This is a genomic window from Brucella gallinifaecis, assembly GCF_006476605.1.
GTDB lineage: Bacteria > Pseudomonadota > Alphaproteobacteria > Rhizobiales > Rhizobiaceae > Brucella > Brucella gallinifaecis.
In genome coordinates this window covers 388,322-410,792 of record NZ_ML636801.1, presented here as the reverse complement: position 1 = coordinate 410,792, position 22,471 = coordinate 388,322, and the positions used below count along the sequence as shown (strand labels likewise).

Below are 22,471 nucleotides of genomic sequence, written 5' to 3'. Positions count from 1 at the left end.
AGCAAGCAGGATTGACAGCTATTTGGAGTTTTTAGCCATTTCGTGGAAAACTATCGCAAACGCTTGCGTATATGCAGAATGAAATCATCATCAATCTGGATCAGTTGCGCATCGATACCATAAATATCTTGCAATAACACCGGATTGAGCACCTCTTGTGGCGCTCCGTCGGCAACTAACCGGCCTTGATCAAGCACAATCAACCTTGTGCAATATTTCGCAGCCAAACCAAGATCATGCAGCGAGACAATCACTGTCTTTTTCTGCCTTGCCAGCCCGGAAAATATTTCCATCAATTCCAGTTGATGAGCCGGGTCCAACCCGGCCACCGGCTCATCAGCCAGAATAACAGATGTATCCTGTGCAAGAACACGTGCAATCAAAGCCCGAGCACGCTCACCACCCGACAGCTCATTAGCCGGTCGGGATGCAAGTTCGGCCACGCCCATATGCTGCATTGCTGTCTCAATTACAGCTTCATCATGATCATCCAACCCAACAAATACCGGTTTCAATGCCGAACGCCCGAGTGAAACCAGCATTTTGACCGTAACAGACCAGGCAACATCGCGTTCCTGTGGCAGATAAGAAATGATTTTGGCACGATCCACGGCATGCATTCGTCGAAGGTCCACGCCATCAAGAAACATGTGACCTGTTGCAGGTGTCAGCGCCAGCATTGCCCGCAAGAGCGTTGTCTTGCCGGCACCGTTCGGGCCTATCAGACCAATAAACTCGCCTTCTCCTGCCTCAAAATCAACAGCTTCAAGAACGGCCTTGCGCCCCAGTGACACATCAAGATTATGGACTGAAAGAATACTCATACGAGCTGCCTCCGATATTTGAAGACAAGCCACAGGAAGAATGGAGCACCGATAATTGCCGTCAACACACCAAGCTTCAATTCGCGTCCCGGCATAATGACTCTGACCAGAACATCGGCAGCCAATAACAGCGCTGCTCCACCAAAAGCACTTGCAAACAACAGACGTGATGGTCGCGCACCAACCAGAGGGCGCAATATATGCGGCACAACCAGCCCCACAAAACCGATAGAACCCGCCACTGCCGTCGATGCACCGACACAGGCCGCAGTGCCAAGAACTGCCAGAATCTGAATTCGGGAAAGATTGACGCCCATACTGGCCGCTGCATCCGATCCCAATGTAAGACTGTCAAGCGCTCGTCCCAGCGAAAACAGCATCCCCCAGCCAATCAGTATAAATGGTGCAGCAAGCCACACATGTGTCATGGAGCGATCAGCCAGAGAACCGAGCATCCAGAACACGATCTCCATTGCGGCAAATGGATTGGGTGACAGATTAAGCGCCAGCGCCGTCAGCGCCCCGGCAAGACTTGTAACAGCAATCCCTGCAAGAATGACCGTAAGTGTGTCCGAATGACGACCAGCGAGAGCCTTCACTAAAAAGACCGATACAAACGCACCAACCAGCGCCAATAAGGGCAAAGCAAGCGGGAAAACCTGCGACAGCCCGGTATAAATGGCAAGCACCGCACCAAGTGAAGCGGAAGAACTCACCCCAAGCAGGCCCGGTTCTGCCAAGGGATTACGCAAATAGCCTTGCAATGCTGCACCAGAAAGACCAAGCGAAGCACCAATCAGCAGCGCAAGCAGAGCGCGTGGCAGCCGTATTTCACGCATGATCAGAACAATCACATCCCCCTGCCCGGTGAAGAGCGCCCGAACACTGTCCCCCACACCAATCGAGGCCGGACCAACCAGCAGGGACAGCATAAAAAGCGCAGCCACCAGACATCCGAGCATGAATAACAGAAGATAATATCTTACAGTCTCACTCATGCGCAGCCTCCGCAAGCTTCGCTACAGCTTCAACGCTGAACGGCCCACCGCATACTGTCAGATTATCGTTGAGTGCGAGCATTCGCGTATGACTTTCAAGGCTGCGTAATGCCGGATGCTCGAAATTTTCGAATGCCAGTGCAGGTGGACGTCCACGTGATCCGCGCACCAGAATATCGGGCTTTTCCATAAGCAGCATTTCCAGCGGCAACATCGCAGAACCCCGCACGCCCACCTTATCAGCAATATTATCAAGCCCCGCAAGACGAATGACCTCGTCAATCAATGTCCCGCGTCCTGCCGTATAACTATTGGCGTAATATAATGCGACAGTCTGCTTGCGATCCGGCCTGCTGATCGCCAGCATTTCAGCATCCATAGCCGCAATCTGGCGCTCGGCCTCTTCCTCACGGCCCAACAGCTCCCCCAGCCGCTTCATATTCACTTTAATATCCTCAAAAGAGCGTGCAGGCGCAAACTCCTCAACCCGCACGCCCAGATCACGCAAAAGCCTGACCGTAGCGCGTGAAGAAAACGTGCCTGCCAGCACCAGATCAGGCTTCATAAGAAAGACTTCCTCAGCCTGTGCGTGGTTGACCGGCAGTTGCTTTGCCTTTTCACTCATCACCGAAAGCAGCGGATCGCGTGAAAGATAAGACACCGATTCTAATTGCATGGGGTCAGCCAGCAACATTGCCAACTGATCAGTGCAAACATTGATTGACACCACACGCTGAGGCAGCTTATCCGCATGAGATGGCGTAAGTGCCGCGAAACACAGGCCAACCAGCAGGCTAAACCTGATTATCCACGCCCAAGGCTGCACTTTCATATTGCGCATCCCATCAGAAATTCCGCGTCAGCCCGATATTAAAGCTGCGTCCCGGCGCGTTATAGCCGGATGTCGTCTGGTAATCCTTGTCAAAAATATTCTCCACCGAGAACTTGAGCTGTGACTGCGCATCAATGTCATAAAGAGCGATAAAATCTGCCGTCACATAAGGATCGAGTTTTGTGGTATTCGCCGCACTGGTATAGCGCGAACCACCATAAAGCAGCCTCCCGGTCAGATCGAGCTTGTCGACTGGTTTGAAATTCACCTCAGCCGTGGCCTTCACCCGCTCACGATATGCCAGATCCTTGCCCGTTTCCTCATCAATTGGCTTTTTAAGATCAAGAGAACCTTTAACCGACCACAATTCGTTAAAGCGATGCGACAATGCCGCTTCAAAACCAGTCACTTCTGCTCGCGCAACATTATAAGGCAGATAGGATGGTGCCGTGCTCATAACCGCATCCCGCAACCAGGTTTGGTAAAAGGCCATATCAATGCTGGTATTTTCTGTCAGCTGCCAATTGAGACCAACTTCATATGAACGGGATTTTTCCGGTTGCAGATCGGGATTTGCATAACCGGGATAATAAAGCTCATTGAAGGTCGGCGCACGAAAACCTGTGCCAAATGACGAACGTATCACCAGATCAGGCAATATCTCATAACTTGCGCCAAGATTATAAGTTACAACGTCACCAAATTGCTCATTATAGTCATAACGCAAACCGCCATCAAAGCTCAGTGCATCATATTCAAGCGAATATTGCCCGAATAATGCCGCCAGATTGCGGCTGGTTTCGGCAAAAACCGTCGTGGCATTTACCTCTTCACGATAGGCTTCAACCCCACCTGTCAAAACATGCGATACATTACCGGTTTCAAACTGTTTTTCGCTCGAAGCAAAGACACCATAGCGCTTGGTTTCAAACAGATCTGTTCCGCTAACTCCCTTACGGAAATTCCGGCTATGATCAAGGCCTGAGCTGAACTCGATCATCGAAGACCAGTCGCTCGTGTGATCAATCCGTGCACCAAGCTTGCCACTGAAAGCAGTTGTATAGGCTTCATTGAAAGATGGCGCGGCAGCGTCATACTGATTGCGTCCGCGGCTCAACAAACCATCCGTATAAATCCGGCCCCAATCAAAATCCTTTGCAAATAAGAAATTGAATGAGCCTTGCAAAAAGCCGTCACGATCCGGCTCGTAGCCCAATGTTCCCGGCTGTTTGAAATTGTAACCCTGCGTGCCAATAACCGCAGCACCAACAGCATAATCGATACCGTCTTGACTGCGCCCCTGCAACGAACCCGATGCATAACCACCCCATGGATGCGTGACGCCTGTCGTGATGCTGCCGCAGAAGGAACGTTCACCACAGGCACCGCCCTGACTGGTGATGATATTGATCACGCCGCCCATCGCATCCGCACCATATTGCGAAGAATGCGCACCTTTGGCAATTTCAATACGATCAATCGAACTTAGCGGAATATTGGCAAGCGATGTCGCGCCGGTCGTGGCAGATGCAGTTCGTACTCCATTGACCAGAACAACCGTTTGTTTTGATGACATGCCCCGTATGTAAAGATTGGAAGACGAGCCCTGCCCGCCATTGGCGGTGATCGAAATTCCCGGATAATATTGCAACAAGGATTGCAGATCAGGTGCTGCCGAACGATTAATTTCATCCCGATCGATCACCGTGACGGAAGATGTCGAGCGCTGCAACGAAGTTGCTCTACGCAATGGCGTAACAACAATCGTATCAAGTATCACACCATCCGGCTCAGAAACTCTGGTCTGGGCCAATGTGTCAAAGGGGATTGCCACCAGAATGGTAGATGCAAAAAAAGCCGCTAATTTCTGAATATGCATAAGTTCTGTTTCCTGCATGCGAGTCATTTCTCACCGCAAGCGTCAGAAAACAGGATGCAAACCACCCGCTTTTGTCCCACGGCAACATTTCACAATGTCACCGCTACGGACGGCCGCGACCAAACACCCCTCGTGTCAGCCATGGGTGACCGGATACGGCAGGTCTCCTGACTTCCGGGTCTTCATCAGCCCTCAGCCTTCCCGAACCGGACGTTCAGTGGCTATGATCGCATCATACGATCATGAGAGAGTGACTCACCGGTCACAGTTGCGGGGGCAGTCGCGGTATCAGCATTCCAATGCCTCACCGTGTTCCCTTTTCATCCGCCATTACTGGCAGAACCGTTTCCGCTAAAAGCGATAGCAAGGGGCTGGCAGATTATCAACTGCAACATAATGCCCATCTGAATCACATTCACAGCAAACGAACAAAAGCCATTGAATCAAATCATGTTTTAAAGAAAAAAGTTTTCGCGGGTGCTGATTGAGAGAGATGGAGGGCAATGCTGACAGCACCCGCTGACTGTCGATCAGGGCAACATTGCAAAAAAAGATCGCGCTGGTGCGCTCGACAGATCCTTGGATGAGAAATTCTTAGCCGGGATATCGTTATAGGTTGGGCCTCGACATCCCGGATTGTCAGTTCTGGTGGAAGCTGACAACGGGTGATTACTAGCACCAGCGCATAGATAGTTTCTTTGATTTAAATCAATTAGATAATAAATATTGGCAATCGCACCCACTATTTTTTTACACGGCACTTGCCCCAGCTTTGTTTCAGATAGGCAGACACATTTTTCAGTCTGGGATCAGACAGAAAACCTTGCCTGAAAAGAATGCTGCCTGTGACCTCTGCTATAGCGCTGTTGAGATCAAGCTGACGCTTGATTTCATCCACGCCATTTCCGTCAAACCACTCTGGTTCGGATTTGGATTGCGTGCCAGCCCGATAAAGCGCCATGCCTATATAGAGATCGGTCTTCGTGCCACGCACTGTATCCGCCCACCATTTGACAATCGAACCATAAGGCACATCTTTGCGACCCGACGACCAGTAGACCTGTGGCGCAATATAGTCGATCAGACCATCTTTGACCCAAGCTCGCGTATCAGCAAAATCACCATCATAATTGGTTTTACCCGCACGCGTCGGAGAGCCTCGCGGATCGTCCACCTGATTACGCCAGACACCACCCGGACTGATACCAAAACGCACATGCGGTTTGATCGCCTTGATCCGGTCCGAAATTTCCCGCACCAACCTATAGGTATTATCGCGCCGCCAGTCATATTTACTGGCAAATTTTGTCCCGAAACGCTTGAAAATTTTATCATCCTCAAGCGGGGAACCTTGTGTTTCATAATAGAAATAATCATCGAACTGGACACCGTCGACATCATATTTCTGAACCACTTCCGCCGTGATGTTACTCACCCATTCGCGCACCGCCGGAATACCCGGATCCAGCACATAGCGATCCGCTGATATGCCAACCCATTCCGGCTTTGTTTTATAAATGCTTGGTGGAGAATCAGGAGAAGAATTCTTCAGCTCTTCGTGTGTAGCAGGTCGAATATCCATCGAAACACGATATGGATTAAGCCATGCATGAAGCTCGATTCCACGTTTATGCGCTTCTGATATTGCAAAGCGCAGCGGATCAAACCCCGGGGCTTTTCCAAGCCTGCCTGTCAGATAGGACGACCACGGCAGATATTCTGATTTATAAAAAGCGTCAGCCGCAGGCGACACCTGAAAAATCACGGCATTGATACCATGAGCGGATGCCTCATCAAACATCCGCACCATTTCCCTTTTTTGAGCAGCAACACGCTCTGAATCATTTTCAATCTGTGTTGAAGCTCTCGATGGCCAATCCAGATTAAGAACTGTTGCAACCCAGCTCGCATTAAATGTATCGCAATCAAGTGGCATGGATTAGCGCAGCCCTATTCTATTTTATATCAAGGACATATCCCGTTTGACATAAGCAACCGAATACCTACTTTATAAACACATAAAGTCAAAGCGAGGGCACGATGTATAAGAATATTCTGGTCACTACCGACGGTTCAGATTTTGCCGAACGCGGCCTTGTTCATGGATTTGATGCAGCAAAGGCCATGGGCAGCAAAGTGACTGTTCTCACTGTGACAGCTCCCTATTCACTTTCCGGTCTGCCCGGCGGCTTTGTCGACAGCCCATCCTTCATTGAGCGCTATGAAGAAGAATGGAATGAATATGCTGATAAAGCGCTTGCACGCGCACGTGAGCTGGCAAACAAAGCAGGGGTTGAAATTCACACTTTGCATGTTGTGGCACAGCATCCAGCGACATCAATAATTGAGACAGCAAAAGAACTGGGCAACGACCTGATTGTTATGGCATCGCACGGTCATCGCGGGTTGAAAGGCATGTTGCTTGGCAGCCAGACCTATGAAGTCGTGGCACAGAGCAAAATTCCGGTGCTGGTGGTTCGCTAGGGTCAGGACCCTGGGATTCACGCAGTTTGATGACCGGTGGCGCTTTCAATATCAACGCGGAAGAAAACTGGCTCCAGTTTGCGTTGTGTGCCGCCACTGGTAATCGTTTTAGTATAGGCAGGCTCCCACCAGGTTGGCTCATTGGAAAGCAGCTTGGCAATGGCTGTCTTCTCCTCATCACGCATCAGTTCACGATAATGACCATTCACCACAACGCTGCGCCATTGCGTTTTTGAAACAATGTGATCGAAGAGGATGCAAACCGCGCCATTCTTGCGCATAGCCTCGGTTTTTTGGCCATCGGTCGTGAAAGAATAAAGCGCACCACCGCTAAACCGAAACCCCAGTGGCACAACATAGGGCCGATTATCAAGAATATAACCCAGCCGCCCGACCTCGGTATGCTGGATCATATCACGGATATCAATTTCAGACATTTCCTTGATTAGCATGGCAGCCACACCTCATTTTTTATATTTGTTAAACTTCAGTCAAACAAACAGGCGCCCTTCGGCAATCTTGACCGCTGTTCCGCCAATACGTGCGCCCGTAAGAACCTGTTTGGAAACATCAAGTTCAAGCCGAATGCGTGATGGGCGCCCCATCTCCATGCCCTGCTCAATCCAGACTTGTGCGCTTCCATCAACCGGTTTGTCCTTGGCCATGATCATCCCCGCAAATGCTGCTGCCGCAGAACCGGTTGCAGGGTCTTCATAGACATTCGACCCGGTCACAAACATGCGTACGTGATAATTGCTGTCAAACAGGATCGTTTCTCGACAATAAACATAGATCGGCAATGAACGGTCGCCCACATGCGGCAGGCTTTCACTCACATAAACCGGGTCAATCGAAACCTTCGCGGCGGCGATCAGATTATGCACCGGCACAAAAAGATAGGGAGTACCTGCACTCCAGATGGCTGGAATATGATTCTCGAAACCAATTTCATGCGTTCCAAGCCCGACAGCCGCAGCCGCCTCTTCCTTTTCGATTTTTACATCAATTTTTTCTGGCAGGCGTGGCAGATCAAACTCTGCAAATGCGCTGTTTTCTCCCAGAGTTACCCCACAACGAACTATACCGACTTTTTCTTCCAAAGTAACAATCCGGTCAGATTCATCACCTGTCCTGCGATGACGCGCCAATGATACGGCAGCGCCGACAGTCGGATGGCCGGCAAAGGGGAGTTCATAATGAGGCGTAAAAATACGTACCGCTGCTTCATGAACCGGATTTTCCGCCGGAAAAATAAACACAGTCTCGGATAAATTAAACTCACGTGCGATGGCCTGCATGCGCGTATCGCTCAGCCCTTCACATTCATGCACGACTGCCAACGGATTTCCCGCCAGTGCCTTATCGGCAAAAACGTCGAAAATCTCATAATACCGGCCAATACTGGCAGTTTCGGTCATCTGTCACGTCTCCCTCACATCTGTCGGCAATGGCCTTGAGTTGCGAGCATAATCAATTTCGTGGCGCTGTCATCTATAAGAACAAATCGTTAGCTCAGATTCTCAAAATGCCAGTCAGCAAATGTCCGCACATAGGAGGGCGTAGCTTGCCCCATCGCACCTGCCTTCGTAACTGGAATGATTTCCGCAAGCTCAGGCACTGCCTGTAAAGCAAGATTGGTCTCAATTCGTTTCAACAGATCGGCAGTTGAAAGATCGAAGTAATAACGACGAAAAAGCGCAATGCTTCTATCAGCCATTACCAGATGGATTTTTTCTTCTCTCCTGGCATCACCAAGATTTACACCTGTTTCCTCAAAGACTTCGCGAGCCATATTGTTTTCATAATTCGCGCGTCCGTCAACAATATCATTATCGTCTATTGAGCCTGCCGGAAAATAGACACGACCGGCCACCGCATTATGCGAACTCATGCGTGCAGCCATCAGATGCCCATCAGCAGAGACCATGACACCCACACCAAAAATATGCCAGGGCTTTACCGGTTGGGTATCCTTGCGCCAATACATCAGCGTTGCAAAACTGGTACGATAAAAACTCGCTGCAAAGGAACGCCCTTCCAGCCTTGCTTCAGGTGCCAGATAAATCTCACCATCAAACAAAGTCGGATTGAGCTGGCATTCCCGCTGCCAGTTTTCAGCAATAGCCAGCTTATGCACCTGCCCATAATCAAGACTTCCCGGCAAAACTTCAACATCAACACGGTCAATTTCATAAACCGTATTTTCTTTCACATGATGCATCCGCTACCTCAAACAATGTTCAGCGTCACAGAAACAGGGCAATGATCGCTGGCTTTCGGGCGATCCCATCCTGTCCGTGGATAACGCTCCACCTCCTGTTCTGGAGGAAAAACCGTACGCCAGGGCTGTCCACGTCTGATAATTTGAGGAATCGCACCGCCATTTTTGTCTGCCAGTGCAGGCGATGCAAGAATGTAATCAAGCTGGCAAAGATGACGCTCTTGCGGTCCGCGAGTGTGATAAAGCGTCCAGCGATCCATTTCAGGACGGCGCTCCACAAGATTGATGGCAAAACCATCACTCAACAGAGTATCAAGTGCGCTGGCCGCTTCTTTCACGGGCGAAAACTGATAACCATTCCATTCATCGCCTTCGATAATGATCCGCTCACGATAATCATTAAAATCACCACAAATAAGCCAGCGTTTATTCGCCGTCTTATTCGCACCGAACTTTTCTTCGATAATATGGCGTATCGCACGTGTTTCGGCCTGCCTTACAGGATAGGATGCCGTACGCCCGTCAAGACCATTGCGAGAACCACCCATTGATTTCAAATGCACCACAAAAAGTGTCAGCGGCTTGCCGTCAATACGCAGATCAAGACACAAGCAGTCGCGCTTGAAAATGCGGTCCCCCGGCTCAAGCCCCAGCTCCGCCAGCACGGGCTGATAAAGATCAAGCTCCTTATAGGTCAGATGCGCGTGACTGGTCACTTCCAGCACTTCAATACGCTGACCATCGCGCGTTGTGTCACGCGCCATAACGGCCACATCAATGCCGCGACTGTCATTGCCATCGATCAGATATTTATTGCGATAACCCTGCCCGACCATCTTGAAAAGATAGCCATATTCAAACGCATTAAGCGCTGCCAGATTATCAACCTCTTGCAAACAAAGCACATCGGCCCGCGTTTCAGCGATAGCCAGAGCCGTCATCTGCCTTGTATCGTCAGCATGGGCAATCGCCCGCGCCTGCTCCAGCAGACGATATTGTGTTTCATCATTGATCTCAAAGAGCTTGAGCGAGCGATCCTGATACAATTCATTGCGAAAGCCGGAAAAATCAAACCGGCGCATCAGATTTTCGACATTAAATGTGGCTATTGTAAACATGTCTGCGCAATTTCGCGACTTGCGTCAGAATTGGCAAGTGGTTCTTTTCAAAAAATACAGCAACACTGGTTTTGATCAGAAAAACAGCCATATAATTCCTGAACACCGGAACATTGATCATGCTTGAAAAAATACGCTGGATCGCATTTTGTACAGGGCTGTTTACAGCAAGCTTTGCTGGCAGCGCTGTCGCGATTGAGCTGAACACACCTTACGTGCCATCCTTGCGCCCAAGCACTCCAGCCATTACTGGCGGATTGCCGCGCTCCTATCAGCCAAAAGCAGGGTCTGGAAAATGCTATGGTGTGGGCTGCCGTGACAGCGGCAATTATATCTCACGAGAAGGCATCCCGATTTATAAGAATGGCGATCCACTTGAGGTTCGCCCATCCAATCGTCAACCTGTTACAACTCTCGGCCCCAGCAGCAATCATATTCAATGGTGCTCAAACCATTATCGAAGCTATCGTAGTTCTGATAACACATACCAACCTTTGGCGGGCCCGCGCACAGGTTGCAATTCACCATTTCAATAAAAACAAACAATATAAATTTTAATATTACAATCTAGATATTATTTTTTAGACACACTGCTTTTATTCATATTATTTTTATATTTATTACTATTATCAATATTCGCAACAGGTTTATTCTTTTTGACAGAATGACTTGCTGCATGCTTCGTTAAAGGTTGTGATTGCAGGGATGCTGCCTGTGATGCCAGAGGAACAGCAGCAATTGCAAATGCAGCTATAAAACGTGCTATATTAATCATCACTATAAATCCTTCAATTCAAGATGATCACGCGAAAATCTTCACGCATGATAAAATATAGAGAAGAATACGGATATTGGAATTACAAGTAATACCTAAATAAAAAAGACCATCAAAAAATACCGATCAATATCTTGGTCGGTATTTTTTTTAAAAGAAACGATATCCTTATGCTGCATCCGACTTGAAATGTGTGCGGATCAGGCGTCCCAGACGCATAATGCCTTCATCGATCATTTCATCATTGGCGCAGGAATAGCTCAAACGCAGGGTATTCGCGCCGCTGGCATCGGCAAAAAATGCCTTACCCGGCACAAAGGCCACCTTCTCGCTTTCAATAGATGCTGCAAGCAGTGCAGCACCATCCATCCCTTTTGGCAGCGTAACCCATATGAACATACCGCCTTCTGGCTTGGTCCAGTCTGTGCCCTCCGGCATATATTTTGCCAGCGCTTCCAGCATTTTGTCACGACGGTGTTTATAAACACCATGCAGCTTTGCAACCTGGTTTTCAAAGCCGGTTGAAGCCACGCGATGAATTGCAATCTGATTGATCGTCGAAGAATGAAGATCAGCCGCCTGTTTCATCAAAACCAGCTTACGGATAACCGACTGCGAAGCGACGACATAGCCAACACGCAGACCCGGTGCGAGGGTCTTGGAAAACGAACCACAATAGATCGTGCGGGTCTTTTCAATGTCGCCGCCATTGCGTGCAATATCCAGCGACAAGATCGGTGCAACGGCTTCGCCATTGTAACGCAGATACTGGTAAGCTGCATCTTCAATAATCGGAATATCAAGCTCATCTGCATCTGCTATGAGCTTGTTACGGCCTGCAAGATCAACCGTTTCACCCGTTGGATTACTGAAATCTGCCGAAAGATAGGCAAATTTTACCTGACCGCCAGCATCTTTCGCATGCTGCTTATAAGAATCCGGCGTACGGTTTCCATTGAGTGAGAGAATATCATAGGTCGGCTCATAGGCATTGAATGCCTGCAAAGCACCAAGATAGGTAGGCGCAGCCACCAAAGCCGTATCATTGGGCGAAATGAACAGCTTGCCGAGATAATCAAGCGCCTGCTGCGAACCGGACGTAATGAAAACATTTTCTTCAGTGCAGGGAATGCCGATCTTAGCAAGCTCGCCCACCAGCCATGTGCGCAGCGGCTTATAGCCTTCAGATACTGAATATTGCAGAGCTGCATTGGCTTCAGGACCGTTAAAAATATCCTGATAAGCGCTCTGGAATTCAGCATGCGGGAACAATGCCGGATCGGGAATACCGCCAGCAAAGGAAATAATATCCGGGCGCTCCAGTAATTTCAGAAGCTCACGGATTTCCGAAGCGCGCATACGCTTCGAGCGCGTTGCAAATACAGTTTCCCAGTCCAGCACCGGAAATCTCCTCACTACAATGGAGGCAAAGCCCCCTCAAACTTTGCCAGATAAAGCTCTAGCGATAGCGCATTTTCTTGCTAACGAGAACACCTCTTTCCATGCTTACATGGAATAAGGATATTCTGAATTGTTTTGGCCAAAAGACGTACACAACATAAATTCCAAAAGCATCAGGCGATCTTTTCGTGCGCCACGTTTCACACGACGAAAGCCCTATGCATCAAAGGGGCGTAAGAAACGCCCCTCTTTTTATCTGATCATCGAACACCCAAAATCTAGCAAGATTCAGGTCTTTCGCCGACGCATCGACCCAAAAATCATTTTCGATTTTTGGATAAGTTGATGCGCCTATTTTAAAATTAGAGCGACCTTTGTGCGCCCATTCGGGCGCACGGCGCTCTACTCGAAAATGGTGTTTTGTGAGAACCGGAGCGGGCATACATAAAGTATGTGAGCCTAGGTAAGCGTAACAAAGCGCCATTTGCAGACAGCGAAAGCCTGTATATCGCAGATTTTTAGTTGCGTGCCTTGTCGACGAGCTTGTTCGCGGCGATCCATGGCATCATGCCACGCAGCTTTTCACCAACTTCTTCGATCTGGTGGTTGTCATTGTTACGACGGATACCCTTGAAGCGTGCTGCACCTGCACGATATTCCTGCATCCAGTCGGAAGTAAACTTGCCGGTCTGAATATCCTTCAGAACGCGCTTCATTTCTTCCTTGGTTTCAGCAGTGATGATACGTGGACCAGTGACATATTCGCCCCACTCAGCAGTGTTGGAAATCGAATAGTTCATGTTCGCAATGCCGCCTTCATAGATCAGGTCTACGATGAGCTTCATTTCATGCAGGCACTCGAAGTAAGCCATTTCCGGTGCGTAGCCAGCTTCGACCAGCACTTCAAAACCAGTGCGGATGAGTTCAACAACGCCACCGCAAAGAACTGCCTGCTCACCGAACAGATCGGTTTCGCATTCTTCCTTGAAAGTGGTTTCGATCACGCCCGAACGACCGCCGCCAACGCCGGAGGCATAGGACAGAGCAAGGTCATGGGCATTGCCCGAAGCATCCTGATGGATAGCGATAAGGCAAGGAACGCCGCCGCCCTTCTGGTATTCGCCGCGAACCGTATGGCCCGGACCCTTTGGTGCGATCATGACAACGTCAACGGACTTCTTTGGTTCAATCAGACCAAAATGAACATTAAGGCCGTGGGCAAAAGCAATCGCGGCGCCATCACGGATATTGTCCTGAATATGTTCCTTGTAGATGTCAGCCTGAAGTTCATCAGGCGTTGCCATCATCAAAAGGTCTGCCCACTTGGCTGCATCAGCAACATTCATGACTTCAAAGCCGTCAGCTTCTGCCTTCTTGGCGGTCGCCGAACCTTCACGAAGCGCGATGCGCACATTGGCAGCACCGGAATCCTTGAGGTTCAGCGCATGAGCGCGACCCTGGCTGCCATAACCGACGATCACAACCTTCTTCGACTTGATCAGGTTAACGTCTGCATCACGATCATAATAAACGCGCATTTAATATTCCCTTCATTCAGATTACTCTGCAGCATCCTCGTATCCGCAGAAAACTAAGCTCCATAAAGAGCGAAAAACTGCTTGGTGGCCCGCCGGGCGTCCCGGATAACCTCCGCATCAGTCAGTTCCTGCCGGTCGCCAAGCAGCAACCGGATCTGCATATCGCGGACAACCAGCCCGAAAAATGCACGAAAAGCTTCGTCGATATCATCAAAAGCCAGAAGCTTCGCATCCTGTCCCATTTCAAGGACCGGCTTGAGACGCCTGGCCATGGCAACCGGACCGTTTGAGAGAACGATCTCTCCCAATCCAGACTTGCCAGAGGCAGAATGACTGACGGCAAGGCGGTTCAGGGCAACCGATGTACGCCCCGACAGAACCAGCAACCAGTCACGGGCAAAATGCTCAAGACTTGAAAACAGCGATTCCGCATCCAGCTTCTCACGCGCCACGGGCACGACACGAACCTTGGATGCCTGCCAGCGGACCATCGCAGTCAGCAAACCATCACGGTCACCAAACCATTTATAGAGGCTTTCCTTGGAGCAGTTAGCGGCACGGGCAATGCTTGCCGTTGTCAAAGCGCGATCTCCGCCCTCAACAAGAAGGCGCAACGCCTGCTCCAGAACTTCGTTCTGACGCGGCGAAAAAGACGGCTGTTTCTGAGCCTGCAATTCTTCGCGTATATCAGCCACCGATTAATCCCTCCACCTTGTACCGTACGGTACGGTTCCGTTTATTAGTCCGGGATATCGTTATCGTCAAGCAGGATTTTTTAAAGCGCATGCAGATTTTAGAATTGTGATCCGAACGAACCGGCGGACGTTAAAAAGAAACCAGCAAATTCAAAAAGAAAGGGCGGCTTCTGGAATCAATTCCTGAGAAGACGCCCTTAGAGATTTTATCGCCAAAACCTCAGATATTCACCTGTGTTCCGATTTCCACAACCCGCCCCGTTGGAATCTGGAAATATTCCGTTGCATCGGATGCGGTCCTTGCCAGCAGAATAAACAACTTGTCCTGCCAGAGCGGCATTTCCGAATGTACGGATGCTTTCAGCCAGCGACGCGACAGAAAAAATGATGTCGTCATAATATCGAACTGCCATCCCAGTCTGCGGCAAAGCCCCAATGCCCGCGGGATATTGGGCTGCTGCATATAGCCAAAAGTCAGTTTCACCTGCATGAAACGTTCATTATATTGCGAGACACGCACCCGGTCAGCACTTGAAACCCATGGTTTGGAAGCCGTCACCACAGTCAAAATCACATTGTTCTGATGCAAAACCTTATAATGTTTGAGACTATGCATCAGTGCAGTTGGAGCACTTTTGGGATCACCTGTCAGAAACACAGCCGTGCCCGGAACAATAATCGGAGGGCGCTTGTTCATCTGCTCAACGATCAGATCGAGCGGCACTTCCGCCTTGCGTGTTTTCTGGAACAAATGGCGCGTGCCGCGCACCCATGTCCACATGATGATTACCAAAATTGCGGCAAACAACATCGACGCCCAGCCACCATCCTGCACCTTGATAATATTGGCGCTGAAGAAAAGGAGATCAATGATCAGAAAGCCGATAATAATCGGCAATGCGCGACTGACACGCCAGTGCCAGATGCGTGTCATGACAAAATAAAGCAATCCGGTTGTCACCAGCATATTGCCGGTCACGGCAATACCGTAAGCCGAAGCCAGATTATTGGATTTCTCAAACCCAAGCACCAGAATGATCACCGTCAAGCCAAGCAGCAGATTAACGCGCGGAATATAAATCTGCCCGTGCAGTTTTTCGGATGTATGCTGAATTTCCAGACGTGGCAGGATATTTAGCTGCACCGCCTGACGCGCAACGGAAAACGCGCCACTGATAACCGCCTGACTGGCAATCACGGTTGCAGCAGTTGCAAGCAACACCATCGGCCAGAGCGCAAATTCAGGCATCATCTGGAAAAAAGGCAAAGCAGCCGCTTCACCATGGGAAAGCACGAATGCCGCCTGCCCGAAATAATTGAGCAACAGACACGGGAACACAATCCACAGCCATGCCCGCACAATCGGCTTGCGCCCAAAATGGCCAAGATCGGCATAGAGCGCTTCGGCACCCGTCATAGCCAGAAAAACCGCCCCAACGGTCACAAAGGCCACACCGGGACTGACCACAAGAAAACGCAACGCGTAATAGGGATTGAGCGCCGCCATAACCGTCGGATCGTCAAAGATGTGCCAAAGGCCCGAAGCACCAAGCGCCAGAAACCACACCGCCATAATCGGCCCGAAAACAATCGCAACCTTTCCTGTCCCATATCTCTGGATAGAAAACAGCACCACCAGAATAACCAGTGTGATCGGCACTACAAAGGGCGTCATATGAGGTGCAACAATCTGCACCCCCTCCACAGCAGAGAGCACCGAAATTGCGGGCGTAATAACTGCATCACCAAAAAACAGTGCCGCACCGCAAATACCCGCAGCCAGAATGACATCGGGCCGCCCTTTCAGGGCAGCACGCACCAGTGCCATTAAAGAAAGAATACCACCTTCACCATTATTGTCGGCACGCAGAACGAAGATCACATATTTGATCGTGACAACCAGCAAAAGCGCCCAGAAGATCAGGGAAACGACACCAAGAATATCGCTTCGGGCCAGAAATCCATCCGATGTCGCTGCATGCAATGCCTCGCGAAATGCATAAATCGGACTGGTTCCAATATCACCATAGACAACCCCCAATGCGCCCAGCACCAGAACTTTCATACTGTCTTTGGAATGATCATCTTCTTCAGAGGCAGTGCCGTTTTCGGGAGTAACACCAACCGGCAGCGTGTTCTGAGAACCCGCCTGTACCTTATCAGCAACCGGCTGGTTCTGGTCGCTATGCTCGCTGCTCATGTGTAAACACCTCACGAGATCGTAATTTTATATCTGAAGAAAAAAGAAAAGAAAAAGCTTCGCCAAAAAATGCCAGCCAATTAAAAACACTGGCTATAGAATAAAAAATCAGTGCCCATCCGGTTAGACCGGATAGAGGCAGTTTCTCGATGATCCTGCGTACCCAGTCTTCCAGTCCAAAAATATCAGATGCGCGGTCTATACAATGTTATGCTCACCCACAAATGCATATTTGGCATAAGTGGATAAGCATCCATGCATTTATGCATCCCTATCCGGCCAGCGCAGCAATAAAGCGACTGACCGTAACCGGCATACCATACATCAACGCATCTGCAGTCAAGCCATGTCCGATGGAGACCTCGCTTAGCTGTGGCACTTGTTTAACCAGCGCTGGCAGATTAGCAACCGTCAGATCGTGCCCGGCATTGATTGCAAGCCCAAGTGTCGTTGCAACATCAGCAGCCTTACCAAGACGGCCCAGTTCGCGTGCTGCAGCAGCAGGGTCATCATAGGTCGCGCCATAGGGTCCGGTATAAAGTTCAATACGATCCGCACCAATGGCCCTGGCTTTTTCATAACCGATCGGGTCAGGATCAGCGAACAGCGACACACGCATCCCCTTTGCCTTCAAACGCTGGACAATAGGAGCCAGATAATCGGATTTGGTTTCAAAATCCCAGCCATGATCAGACGTCGCCTGCATCGGATCATCAGGCACCAGCGTCACTTGCTCAGGCTGATGTTTCTCAACAAGATCAAGAAATGCTTCTGTCGGAAAGCCTTCAATATTAAACTCTGCCTGCGGATATTCATCATCAATAAGCGCACGAATTTCGCCAAGATCAGAAAAACGAATGTGACGCTGGTCAGGACGCGGATGCACTGTCAAACCAGCAGCACCGGCTGCAAGAGCTGCCCGACCAAGCCCGGTTACACTTGGCCACGGAAGATCGCGGCGATTGCGCAACATAGCTATAGCGTTAAGATTGACGGACAGTTTTGCAGGCATAGAGCATAGCTCCCACAGATAAGGATATGGCTTTATATCCCGCACTGGTAAAAAATGTCAGTACTTTCCGCTCGCACACCACAATGAATCATCAATATATTGATCGCTGAAATTTTACTCATCGAAACGCAACTTTTGCCATGCCGAAAGCGTTTAGGCGAATAAAACATATAACATTTTGACAAAGCCAATATTCAGAAAATGGAGATCCTGATGCGTAATGAAGACGTTCCTGTCGTTCGTCGCATTCCAACCAATCGTGAAGATGTATTTGCCTTCGCAATTGAGGGGCATCTGGATGATGCTGCCCTCGAAAATCTTTATGGCCTGCTTGATGCAGCCTATGAAGGTCATGATGAAATCGACTTGCTCATTCGGCTGACCGGCTATGAGGGCGTTGATTGGGGATCTGCTTTTTCAGAAAGCATGTTGTCAATGAGAGCAAAATCACTGCGCCATCTGCGGCGTTACGCAATTGTCGGCGGACCATTATGGGTGCAGGCAAGCGTTACTCTGATGCAGCCATTCCTCTCCATCGAAATGAAGACTTTTGAAGCCGAAGAGGAGCCGCAAGCTTGGGAATGGCTAAATGCCAAACCCGCTGACCAATAATTATTTGACGATTGTAAGCTGCTCTGCCGCGCGGGTTATAGCTGTATACAACCAGCGTTCGCGGGTGTCGCGGAAAGCATAACTTTCGTCAAACAGGACAACATTATCCCACTGCGAGCCCTGAGCTTTGTGTACAGTCAGCGCATAGCCATAATCAAAATCATCAAAGCGTTTTTTAATCTGCCAGGCAATTTCAGCATCGGGATCTTCAAACTGTGCTTTGAGAAGCTTGATCTTGGCCACACCACGATCTTCATCTTCCGGTGACACCAGCAGATTAATACCGGGTTTGACAGTCTCCTTGGATGAGGTCATCACCTTCCACAGAGAACCATTCAGCAAGCCCTTGGCAGGATCATTGCGCAGACAGACCAGCTTGTCACCTGCCTGCGGATAATCGGCAGTAAAGCCCTTCAGCTCACGTAAACGCTGATTATAGCGCTTGCGCGTGCGGTTAGTCCCCACAAGAACCTGATCGGCAGAAAGCACCAGATCCTGATTGACCTCAGATTTGGAAATGATTTTTGCACGGCCCTCATCGCAATAGCTGAGTTCCCTGCCCTCACGAACATCCAGCGCCATACGGATGATCGGATTATCACGTGCCTGACGATGAATTTCGGTCAGCAGATAATCCGGTTCATGCTCTGTAAAGAAACCGCCACCGGAAATCGGCGGCAACTGACCCGGATCACCCAGCACCAGAATAGGTGTTCCAAATGTCATCAGGTCGCGGCCAAGCTGCTCATCCACCATGGAACATTCGTCAACAACAATCAGTGCAGCCTTGGCAACGGGACTTTGCCTGTTGAGCGAAAAGGTCGGCGCAATTGATGTCTTGCCGGTCGTTTCATCCTCAATGGCTTCTTCACCACGTGGGCGATAAATCAACGAATGCAGCGTACGGGCATTGTTTGCCCCCTTTGAACGCAGTACCTGCGCTGCCTTGCCGGTAAAGGCTGCAAACTGCACATCGCCATCCACATGCTCGGCAAAATAACGTGCAAGTGTGGTCTTGCCTGTTCCGGCATAACCAAACAGTCTGAAGATAGGTGAACGCCCTTCCTTCAGCCACTTGCCAACGGCTTTTAAAGCCTGATCCTGTTCCGGTGAAAACTGCATTCCCTGTTCAGACAGGATTCGGCACTCAAAGACAAGATCAAACCGTGATCAAAATGCCGACATAAAAACCGGCGCAACCAGATTGCTGCGCCGGCTCTTTCAATTCATCAGCCTATAATCAGTCTATAAGCCCTGTGGACCACGATTCATTGCAGCCACACCAGTCCGGCAGATTTCCACCAGACCAAGCGGCTTCATCAGCGAAATGAACTGATCAATCTTGGCCGTTTTCCCGGTAATCTCGACAATAAAATGCTCGGTTGTCGCATCCACGATCTTCGCGTTGAAAGCATCAGTCAACCTCAGCGTTTCGGCACGAGCCTCCCCCTTGCCTGCAACCTTGATCAGCGCAAGCTCACGCTCGATCGGACGTTCATGACCAAGCTCGGCAGCACGATAAGTCATATCGACCACCCGATGCACCGGCACGATACGCTCAAGCTGATGCCGTATCTGATCAAGTACGCTGGGCGTGCCACGCGTTACAATCGTAATACGTGACAGATGCTGCTCATGCTCTGTTTCAGAAACAGTGAGACTTTCAATATTATAGCCACGGCCAGAAAACAGGCCAATCACGCGAGCCAGAACACCCGGTTCGTTATCAACGAGAACCGAAAGCGTATGCGTTTCTGGTGTCTGGGTATCGGCTGCAATGAAATATGCCGAGCCGGATGCTAGATTTTGTGCATTCATGTTTTTTACTCCGGATCAGACGAGGGAACGGCCCTTGGCGTCAATAGCATTTGCAACAGCTTCATCAGTCGCTTCATCAGGCAACAACATTTCATTATGCGCCTTGCCAGACGGGATCATCGGGAAGCAATTGGCAAGATTGGCAACACGGCAATCAAAGATAACCGGCTTGTTGACTTCGATCATTTCCATGATTGCATCATCAAGCAAGGCTGGCTTGTCACAACGAATGCCATGGGCGCCGTAAGCTTCTGCAAGCTTGACGAAATCTGGCATTGCCTCCGTGTAGGAATGCGACAGACGATTGCCATGCAATAATTGCTGCCACTGACGAACCATGCCCATATATTGATTATTCAGAATAAATATCTTGATCGGAGCATTATACTGAATGGCAGCCGACATTTCCTGAATACACATCTGGATCGATGCATCACCCGCAATATCGATAACCAGCGCATCAGGATGAGCAATCTGAACACCCAGAGCCGCTGGCAGTCCATAGCCCATGGTGCCAAGACCGCCCGATGTCATCCAGCGATTTGGCGCTTCAAAATCCATGAATTGCGCTGCCCACATCTGATGCTGGCCAACTTCAGTCGTAATGTAGGTATCGCGACCTTTCGTCAGTTCGTTCAGGCGCTGCAATGCATATTGCGGCATGATAATGTCTTTGTTCGATGTATAGGCCAGCGATTGACGCGCACGCCAGCGGTCAATCTGCTCCCACCATGCACCAATCGCGTTTGCATCCGGCTTTTTGGAGGCAGCGCGAAACTGGCGAACAATATCTTCCAGAACATGGGCGACATCACCGATAATCGGCACATCAACGCGAACATTCTTGTTAATGGACGATGGATCAATATCGATATGAATCTTGCGCGAATGCGGCGCGAAAGCATTAAGACGGCCCGTGATACGGTCATCAAACCGCGCACCAATGCACAGCATGACATCGCAATCATGCATCGTCATGTTGGCTTCATAAGTGCCATGCATGCCCAGCATACCAAGCCAGTTTTTGCCCGATGCAGGATAGGCACCCAGTCCCATCAAGGTTGATGTGATCGGGAAATCGCTGATCTCAACCAGTTCACGCAACAGTTTTGTTGCGGCTGGCCCGGAATTGATAACGCCACCACCGGAATAAATAACAGGCTTCCTGGCGCTCAACAACATTTCAACAGCCTGCGCAATTGCCGCCTTGTCGCCTTCAATGGTTGGGCGATAACTGGTGCGTGGCGCGGTCTGCGGAGGCGTATAAATGCCGGTCGCAAACTGAATATCCTTTGGAATATCAACCAGAACCGGACCCGGACGACCCGTAGACGCAATATGAAACGCTTCGTGCAGAACACGCGAAAGATCATTGACGTCCCGAACCAGCCAATTGTGCTTTGTGCAAGGACGGGTGATGCCGACGGTGTCCGCTTCCTGAAAACCATCCGAGCCGATCAACGATGTCGGAACCTGACCGGAAATGCAAACCAGCGGAATCGAGTCCATCAAGGCATCCTGCAACGGTGTGACCGCATTGGTGGCACCCGGACCCGATGTTACCAGCATAACGCCAACCTTGCCGGTTGAACGCGCATAGCCTTCAGCAGCATGGCCTGCGCCCTGCTCATGACGAACCAGAATATGTTCAACCTTGTCCTGCTGAAAAATTTCGTCATAGATCGGAAGTACGGCACCGCCCGGATAGCCGAAAAGATGTTCCACGCCATGATCAATCATGGCCTGAACGACCATTTCCGCGCCGGTCATTTCACGTTGTCCTGCGGAGATCGTTGCCGCCTCGCTTTTTGCTGCCGTCATCGTCGTCACTTCCCGTCTGCTTTACATATTCAATTTCGTTGGTGTTTGGATAACAAAAAAGGCCCCCGAGGGAGCCTGTCTTTCGCGCATGGGAGCTTTCGCCGGATGGTTACACCATCCTGCCCATGCGCGTACGTACCACAAGAATAAGAGCTGTTCTGTTCATGGCGGCGAGACTAATCAGCGAAAATCGCACAGTCAACGCGAAAATGCACAAAATGCGATATTTTCTTATATATAACA

The 22,471-nt window shown here is 49.9% G+C and carries 21 protein-coding genes and 1 riboswitch; of the genes, 3 read left to right on the top strand and 18 right to left on the bottom strand.

Annotated elements, in window-relative coordinates; translation table 11 throughout:
• Positions 1-50: 50 nt before the first annotated feature.
• The 5 genes from FHY56_RS04105 to FHY56_RS04085 form a co-directional block, all read right to left on the bottom strand.
• Positions 51-824 carry an ABC transporter ATP-binding protein gene (locus FHY56_RS04105; protein WP_140903896.1) on the bottom strand — a complete coding sequence of 258 codons (774 nt, stop codon included), beginning with the start codon at positions 822-824 and terminating at the stop codon, positions 51-53.
• A complete protein-coding gene (locus tag FHY56_RS04100; protein ID WP_140903895.1) occupies positions 821-1,822 on the bottom strand; it encodes a FecCD family ABC transporter permease in 1,002 nt (333 codons plus the stop codon). The genes FHY56_RS04105 and FHY56_RS04100 overlap by 4 nt, the downstream gene beginning before the upstream one ends.
• Entirely contained in the window at positions 1,815-2,654 is an 840-nt protein-coding gene (locus FHY56_RS04095) for an ABC transporter substrate-binding protein (protein ID WP_140903894.1), read from the bottom strand. The genes FHY56_RS04100 and FHY56_RS04095 overlap by 8 nt, the downstream gene beginning before the upstream one ends.
• 13 nt (positions 2,655-2,667) lie before the next feature.
• Positions 2,668-4,533, bottom strand: coding sequence for a TonB-dependent receptor domain-containing protein (locus FHY56_RS04090; RefSeq protein ID WP_140903893.1), 1,866 nt, complete (start codon positions 4,531-4,533; stop codon positions 2,668-2,670).
• A 140-nt stretch (positions 4,534-4,673) separates the two neighbouring features.
• Positions 4,674-4,895, bottom strand: a riboswitch (cobalamin riboswitch).
• A gap of 380 nt (positions 4,896-5,275) precedes the next feature.
• Positions 5,276-6,469, bottom strand: coding sequence for a glycoside hydrolase family 10-like protein (locus FHY56_RS04085; protein ID WP_140903892.1), 1,194 nt, complete (start codon positions 6,467-6,469; stop codon positions 5,276-5,278).
• A 104-nt stretch (positions 6,470-6,573) separates the two neighbouring features.
• Between FHY56_RS04085 and FHY56_RS04080 the strand changes: the two genes are divergently transcribed.
• Positions 6,574-7,017 (top strand): universal stress protein, encoded by a 444-nt coding sequence (locus FHY56_RS04080; RefSeq protein WP_140903891.1) that lies wholly within the window; start codon positions 6,574-6,576, stop codon positions 7,015-7,017.
• 17 nt (positions 7,018-7,034) lie between these two features.
• On the opposite strand, the gene FHY56_RS04075 is transcribed toward FHY56_RS04080, so the two are convergent.
• From FHY56_RS04075 to FHY56_RS04060, 4 genes are all read right to left on the bottom strand, one after another.
• On the bottom strand, positions 7,035-7,469 hold the full coding sequence (locus FHY56_RS04075; protein ID WP_140903890.1) for a pyridoxamine 5'-phosphate oxidase family protein: 435 nt from the start codon (positions 7,467-7,469) through the stop codon (positions 7,035-7,037).
• A gap of 39 nt (positions 7,470-7,508) precedes the next feature.
• Positions 7,509-8,435 (bottom strand): PhzF family phenazine biosynthesis protein, encoded by a 927-nt coding sequence (locus tag FHY56_RS04070; RefSeq protein ID WP_140903889.1) that lies wholly within the window; start codon positions 8,433-8,435, stop codon positions 7,509-7,511.
• An 89-nt stretch (positions 8,436-8,524) separates the two neighbouring features.
• Positions 8,525-9,238, bottom strand: a complete 714-nt coding sequence (locus FHY56_RS04065) for an NUDIX hydrolase (protein ID WP_140903888.1) — start codon at positions 9,236-9,238, stop codon at positions 8,525-8,527.
• Positions 9,239-9,246: 8 nt separating this feature from the next.
• On the bottom strand, positions 9,247-10,356 hold the full coding sequence (locus FHY56_RS04060; RefSeq protein ID WP_140903887.1) for an endonuclease/exonuclease/phosphatase family protein: 1,110 nt from the start codon (positions 10,354-10,356) through the stop codon (positions 9,247-9,249).
• Positions 10,357-10,475: 119 nt separating this feature from the next.
• Between FHY56_RS04060 and FHY56_RS04055 the strand changes: the two genes are divergently transcribed.
• Complete coding sequence (locus tag FHY56_RS04055) at positions 10,476-10,892, top strand: BA14K family protein (RefSeq protein ID WP_140903886.1); 417 nt, start codon at positions 10,476-10,478, stop codon at positions 10,890-10,892.
• Between the two features lie 38 nt (positions 10,893-10,930).
• On the opposite strand, the gene FHY56_RS04050 is transcribed toward FHY56_RS04055, so the two are convergent.
• The 6 genes from FHY56_RS04050 to FHY56_RS04025 form a co-directional block, all read right to left on the bottom strand.
• On the bottom strand, positions 10,931-11,131 hold the full coding sequence (locus FHY56_RS04050) for a hypothetical protein (protein ID WP_140903885.1): 201 nt from the start codon (positions 11,129-11,131) through the stop codon (positions 10,931-10,933).
• 168 nt (positions 11,132-11,299) lie between these two features.
• Positions 11,300-12,532 carry an aminotransferase-like domain-containing protein gene (locus FHY56_RS04045; protein ID WP_140903884.1) on the bottom strand — a complete coding sequence of 411 codons (1,233 nt, stop codon included), beginning with the start codon at positions 12,530-12,532 and terminating at the stop codon, positions 11,300-11,302.
• Positions 12,533-13,050: 518 nt separating this feature from the next.
• Positions 13,051-14,070: a ketol-acid reductoisomerase gene (gene ilvC / locus FHY56_RS04040; RefSeq protein ID WP_140903883.1), complete on the bottom strand. Its 1,020-nt coding sequence runs from the start codon at positions 14,068-14,070 to the stop codon at positions 13,051-13,053.
• Between the two features lie 53 nt (positions 14,071-14,123).
• Positions 14,124-14,765 carry a TetR/AcrR family transcriptional regulator gene (locus FHY56_RS04035; RefSeq protein WP_140903882.1) on the bottom strand — a complete coding sequence of 214 codons (642 nt, stop codon included), beginning with the start codon at positions 14,763-14,765 and terminating at the stop codon, positions 14,124-14,126.
• 220 nt (positions 14,766-14,985) lie between these two features.
• Positions 14,986-16,830, bottom strand: coding sequence for a potassium transporter Kup (locus FHY56_RS04030; protein ID WP_235889423.1), 1,845 nt, complete (start codon positions 16,828-16,830; stop codon positions 14,986-14,988).
• A 406-nt stretch (positions 16,831-17,236) separates the two neighbouring features.
• A complete protein-coding gene (locus tag FHY56_RS04025; RefSeq protein WP_140903880.1) occupies positions 17,237-17,977 on the bottom strand; it encodes a pyridoxine 5'-phosphate synthase in 741 nt (246 codons plus the stop codon).
• Between the two features lie 213 nt (positions 17,978-18,190).
• Between FHY56_RS04025 and FHY56_RS04020 the strand changes: the two genes are divergently transcribed.
• On the top strand, positions 18,191-18,589 hold the full coding sequence (locus FHY56_RS04020; RefSeq protein WP_140903879.1) for a SpoIIAA family protein: 399 nt from the start codon (positions 18,191-18,193) through the stop codon (positions 18,587-18,589).
• On the opposite strand, the gene FHY56_RS04015 is transcribed toward FHY56_RS04020, so the two are convergent.
• The 3 genes from FHY56_RS04015 to FHY56_RS04005 form a co-directional block, all read right to left on the bottom strand.
• Entirely contained in the window at positions 18,590-19,711 is a 1,122-nt protein-coding gene (locus FHY56_RS04015) for an ATP-dependent DNA helicase (protein WP_140903878.1), read from the bottom strand.
• A 123-nt stretch (positions 19,712-19,834) separates the two neighbouring features.
• Positions 19,835-20,407, bottom strand: coding sequence for an acetolactate synthase small subunit (gene ilvN, locus FHY56_RS04010; RefSeq protein ID WP_140903877.1), 573 nt, complete (start codon positions 20,405-20,407; stop codon positions 19,835-19,837).
• A 15-nt stretch (positions 20,408-20,422) separates the two neighbouring features.
• Positions 20,423-22,228, bottom strand: coding sequence for an acetolactate synthase 3 large subunit (locus FHY56_RS04005; RefSeq protein WP_193556757.1), 1,806 nt, complete (start codon positions 22,226-22,228; stop codon positions 20,423-20,425).
• Between the last annotated feature and the right edge of the window lie 243 nt (positions 22,229-22,471).

Coding starts and splice junctions, on each gene's coding strand:
- FHY56_RS04085 (WP_140903892.1), bottom strand. CDS start 6,469: ATGCCACTTGATTGCGATACATTTAATGCGAGCTGGGTTGCAACAGTT.
- FHY56_RS04030 (WP_235889423.1), bottom strand. CDS start 16,830: ATGAAAGTTCTGGTGCTGGGCGCATTGGGGGTTGTCTATGGTGATATT.
- FHY56_RS04065 (WP_140903888.1), bottom strand. CDS start 9,238: ATGCATCATGTGAAAGAAAATACGGTTTATGAAATTGACCGTGTTGAT.
- FHY56_RS04075 (WP_140903890.1), bottom strand. CDS start 7,469: ATGCTAATCAAGGAAATGTCTGAAATTGATATCCGTGATATGATCCAG.
- FHY56_RS04055 (WP_140903886.1), top strand. CDS start 10,476: ATGCTTGAAAAAATACGCTGGATCGCATTTTGTACAGGGCTGTTTACA.
- FHY56_RS04100 (WP_140903895.1), bottom strand. CDS start 1,822: ATGAGTGAGACTGTAAGATATTATCTTCTGTTATTCATGCTCGGATGT.
- ilvN (WP_140903877.1), bottom strand. CDS start 20,407: ATGAATGCACAAAATCTAGCATCCGGCTCGGCATATTTCATTGCAGCC.
- ilvC (WP_140903883.1), bottom strand. CDS start 14,070: ATGCGCGTTTATTATGATCGTGATGCAGACGTTAACCTGATCAAGTCG.
- FHY56_RS04080 (WP_140903891.1), top strand. CDS start 6,574: ATGTATAAGAATATTCTGGTCACTACCGACGGTTCAGATTTTGCCGAA.
- FHY56_RS04060 (WP_140903887.1), bottom strand. CDS start 10,356: ATGTTTACAATAGCCACATTTAATGTCGAAAATCTGATGCGCCGGTTT.
- FHY56_RS04005 (WP_193556757.1), bottom strand. CDS start 22,228: ATGACGGCAGCAAAAAGCGAGGCGGCAACGATCTCCGCAGGACAACGT.
- FHY56_RS04050 (WP_140903885.1), bottom strand. CDS start 11,131: ATGATTAATATAGCACGTTTTATAGCTGCATTTGCAATTGCTGCTGTT.
- FHY56_RS04095 (WP_140903894.1), bottom strand. CDS start 2,654: ATGAAAGTGCAGCCTTGGGCGTGGATAATCAGGTTTAGCCTGCTGGTT.
- FHY56_RS04025 (WP_140903880.1), bottom strand. CDS start 17,977: ATGCCTGCAAAACTGTCCGTCAATCTTAACGCTATAGCTATGTTGCGC.
- FHY56_RS04015 (WP_140903878.1), bottom strand. CDS start 19,711: ATGCAGTTTTCACCGGAACAGGATCAGGCTTTAAAAGCCGTTGGCAAG.
- FHY56_RS04105 (WP_140903896.1), bottom strand. CDS start 824: ATGAGTATTCTTTCAGTCCATAATCTTGATGTGTCACTGGGGCGCAAG.
- FHY56_RS04070 (WP_140903889.1), bottom strand. CDS start 8,435: ATGACCGAAACTGCCAGTATTGGCCGGTATTATGAGATTTTCGACGTT.
- FHY56_RS04090 (WP_140903893.1), bottom strand. CDS start 4,533: ATGCATATTCAGAAATTAGCGGCTTTTTTTGCATCTACCATTCTGGTG.
- FHY56_RS04020 (WP_140903879.1), top strand. CDS start 18,191: ATGCGTAATGAAGACGTTCCTGTCGTTCGTCGCATTCCAACCAATCGT.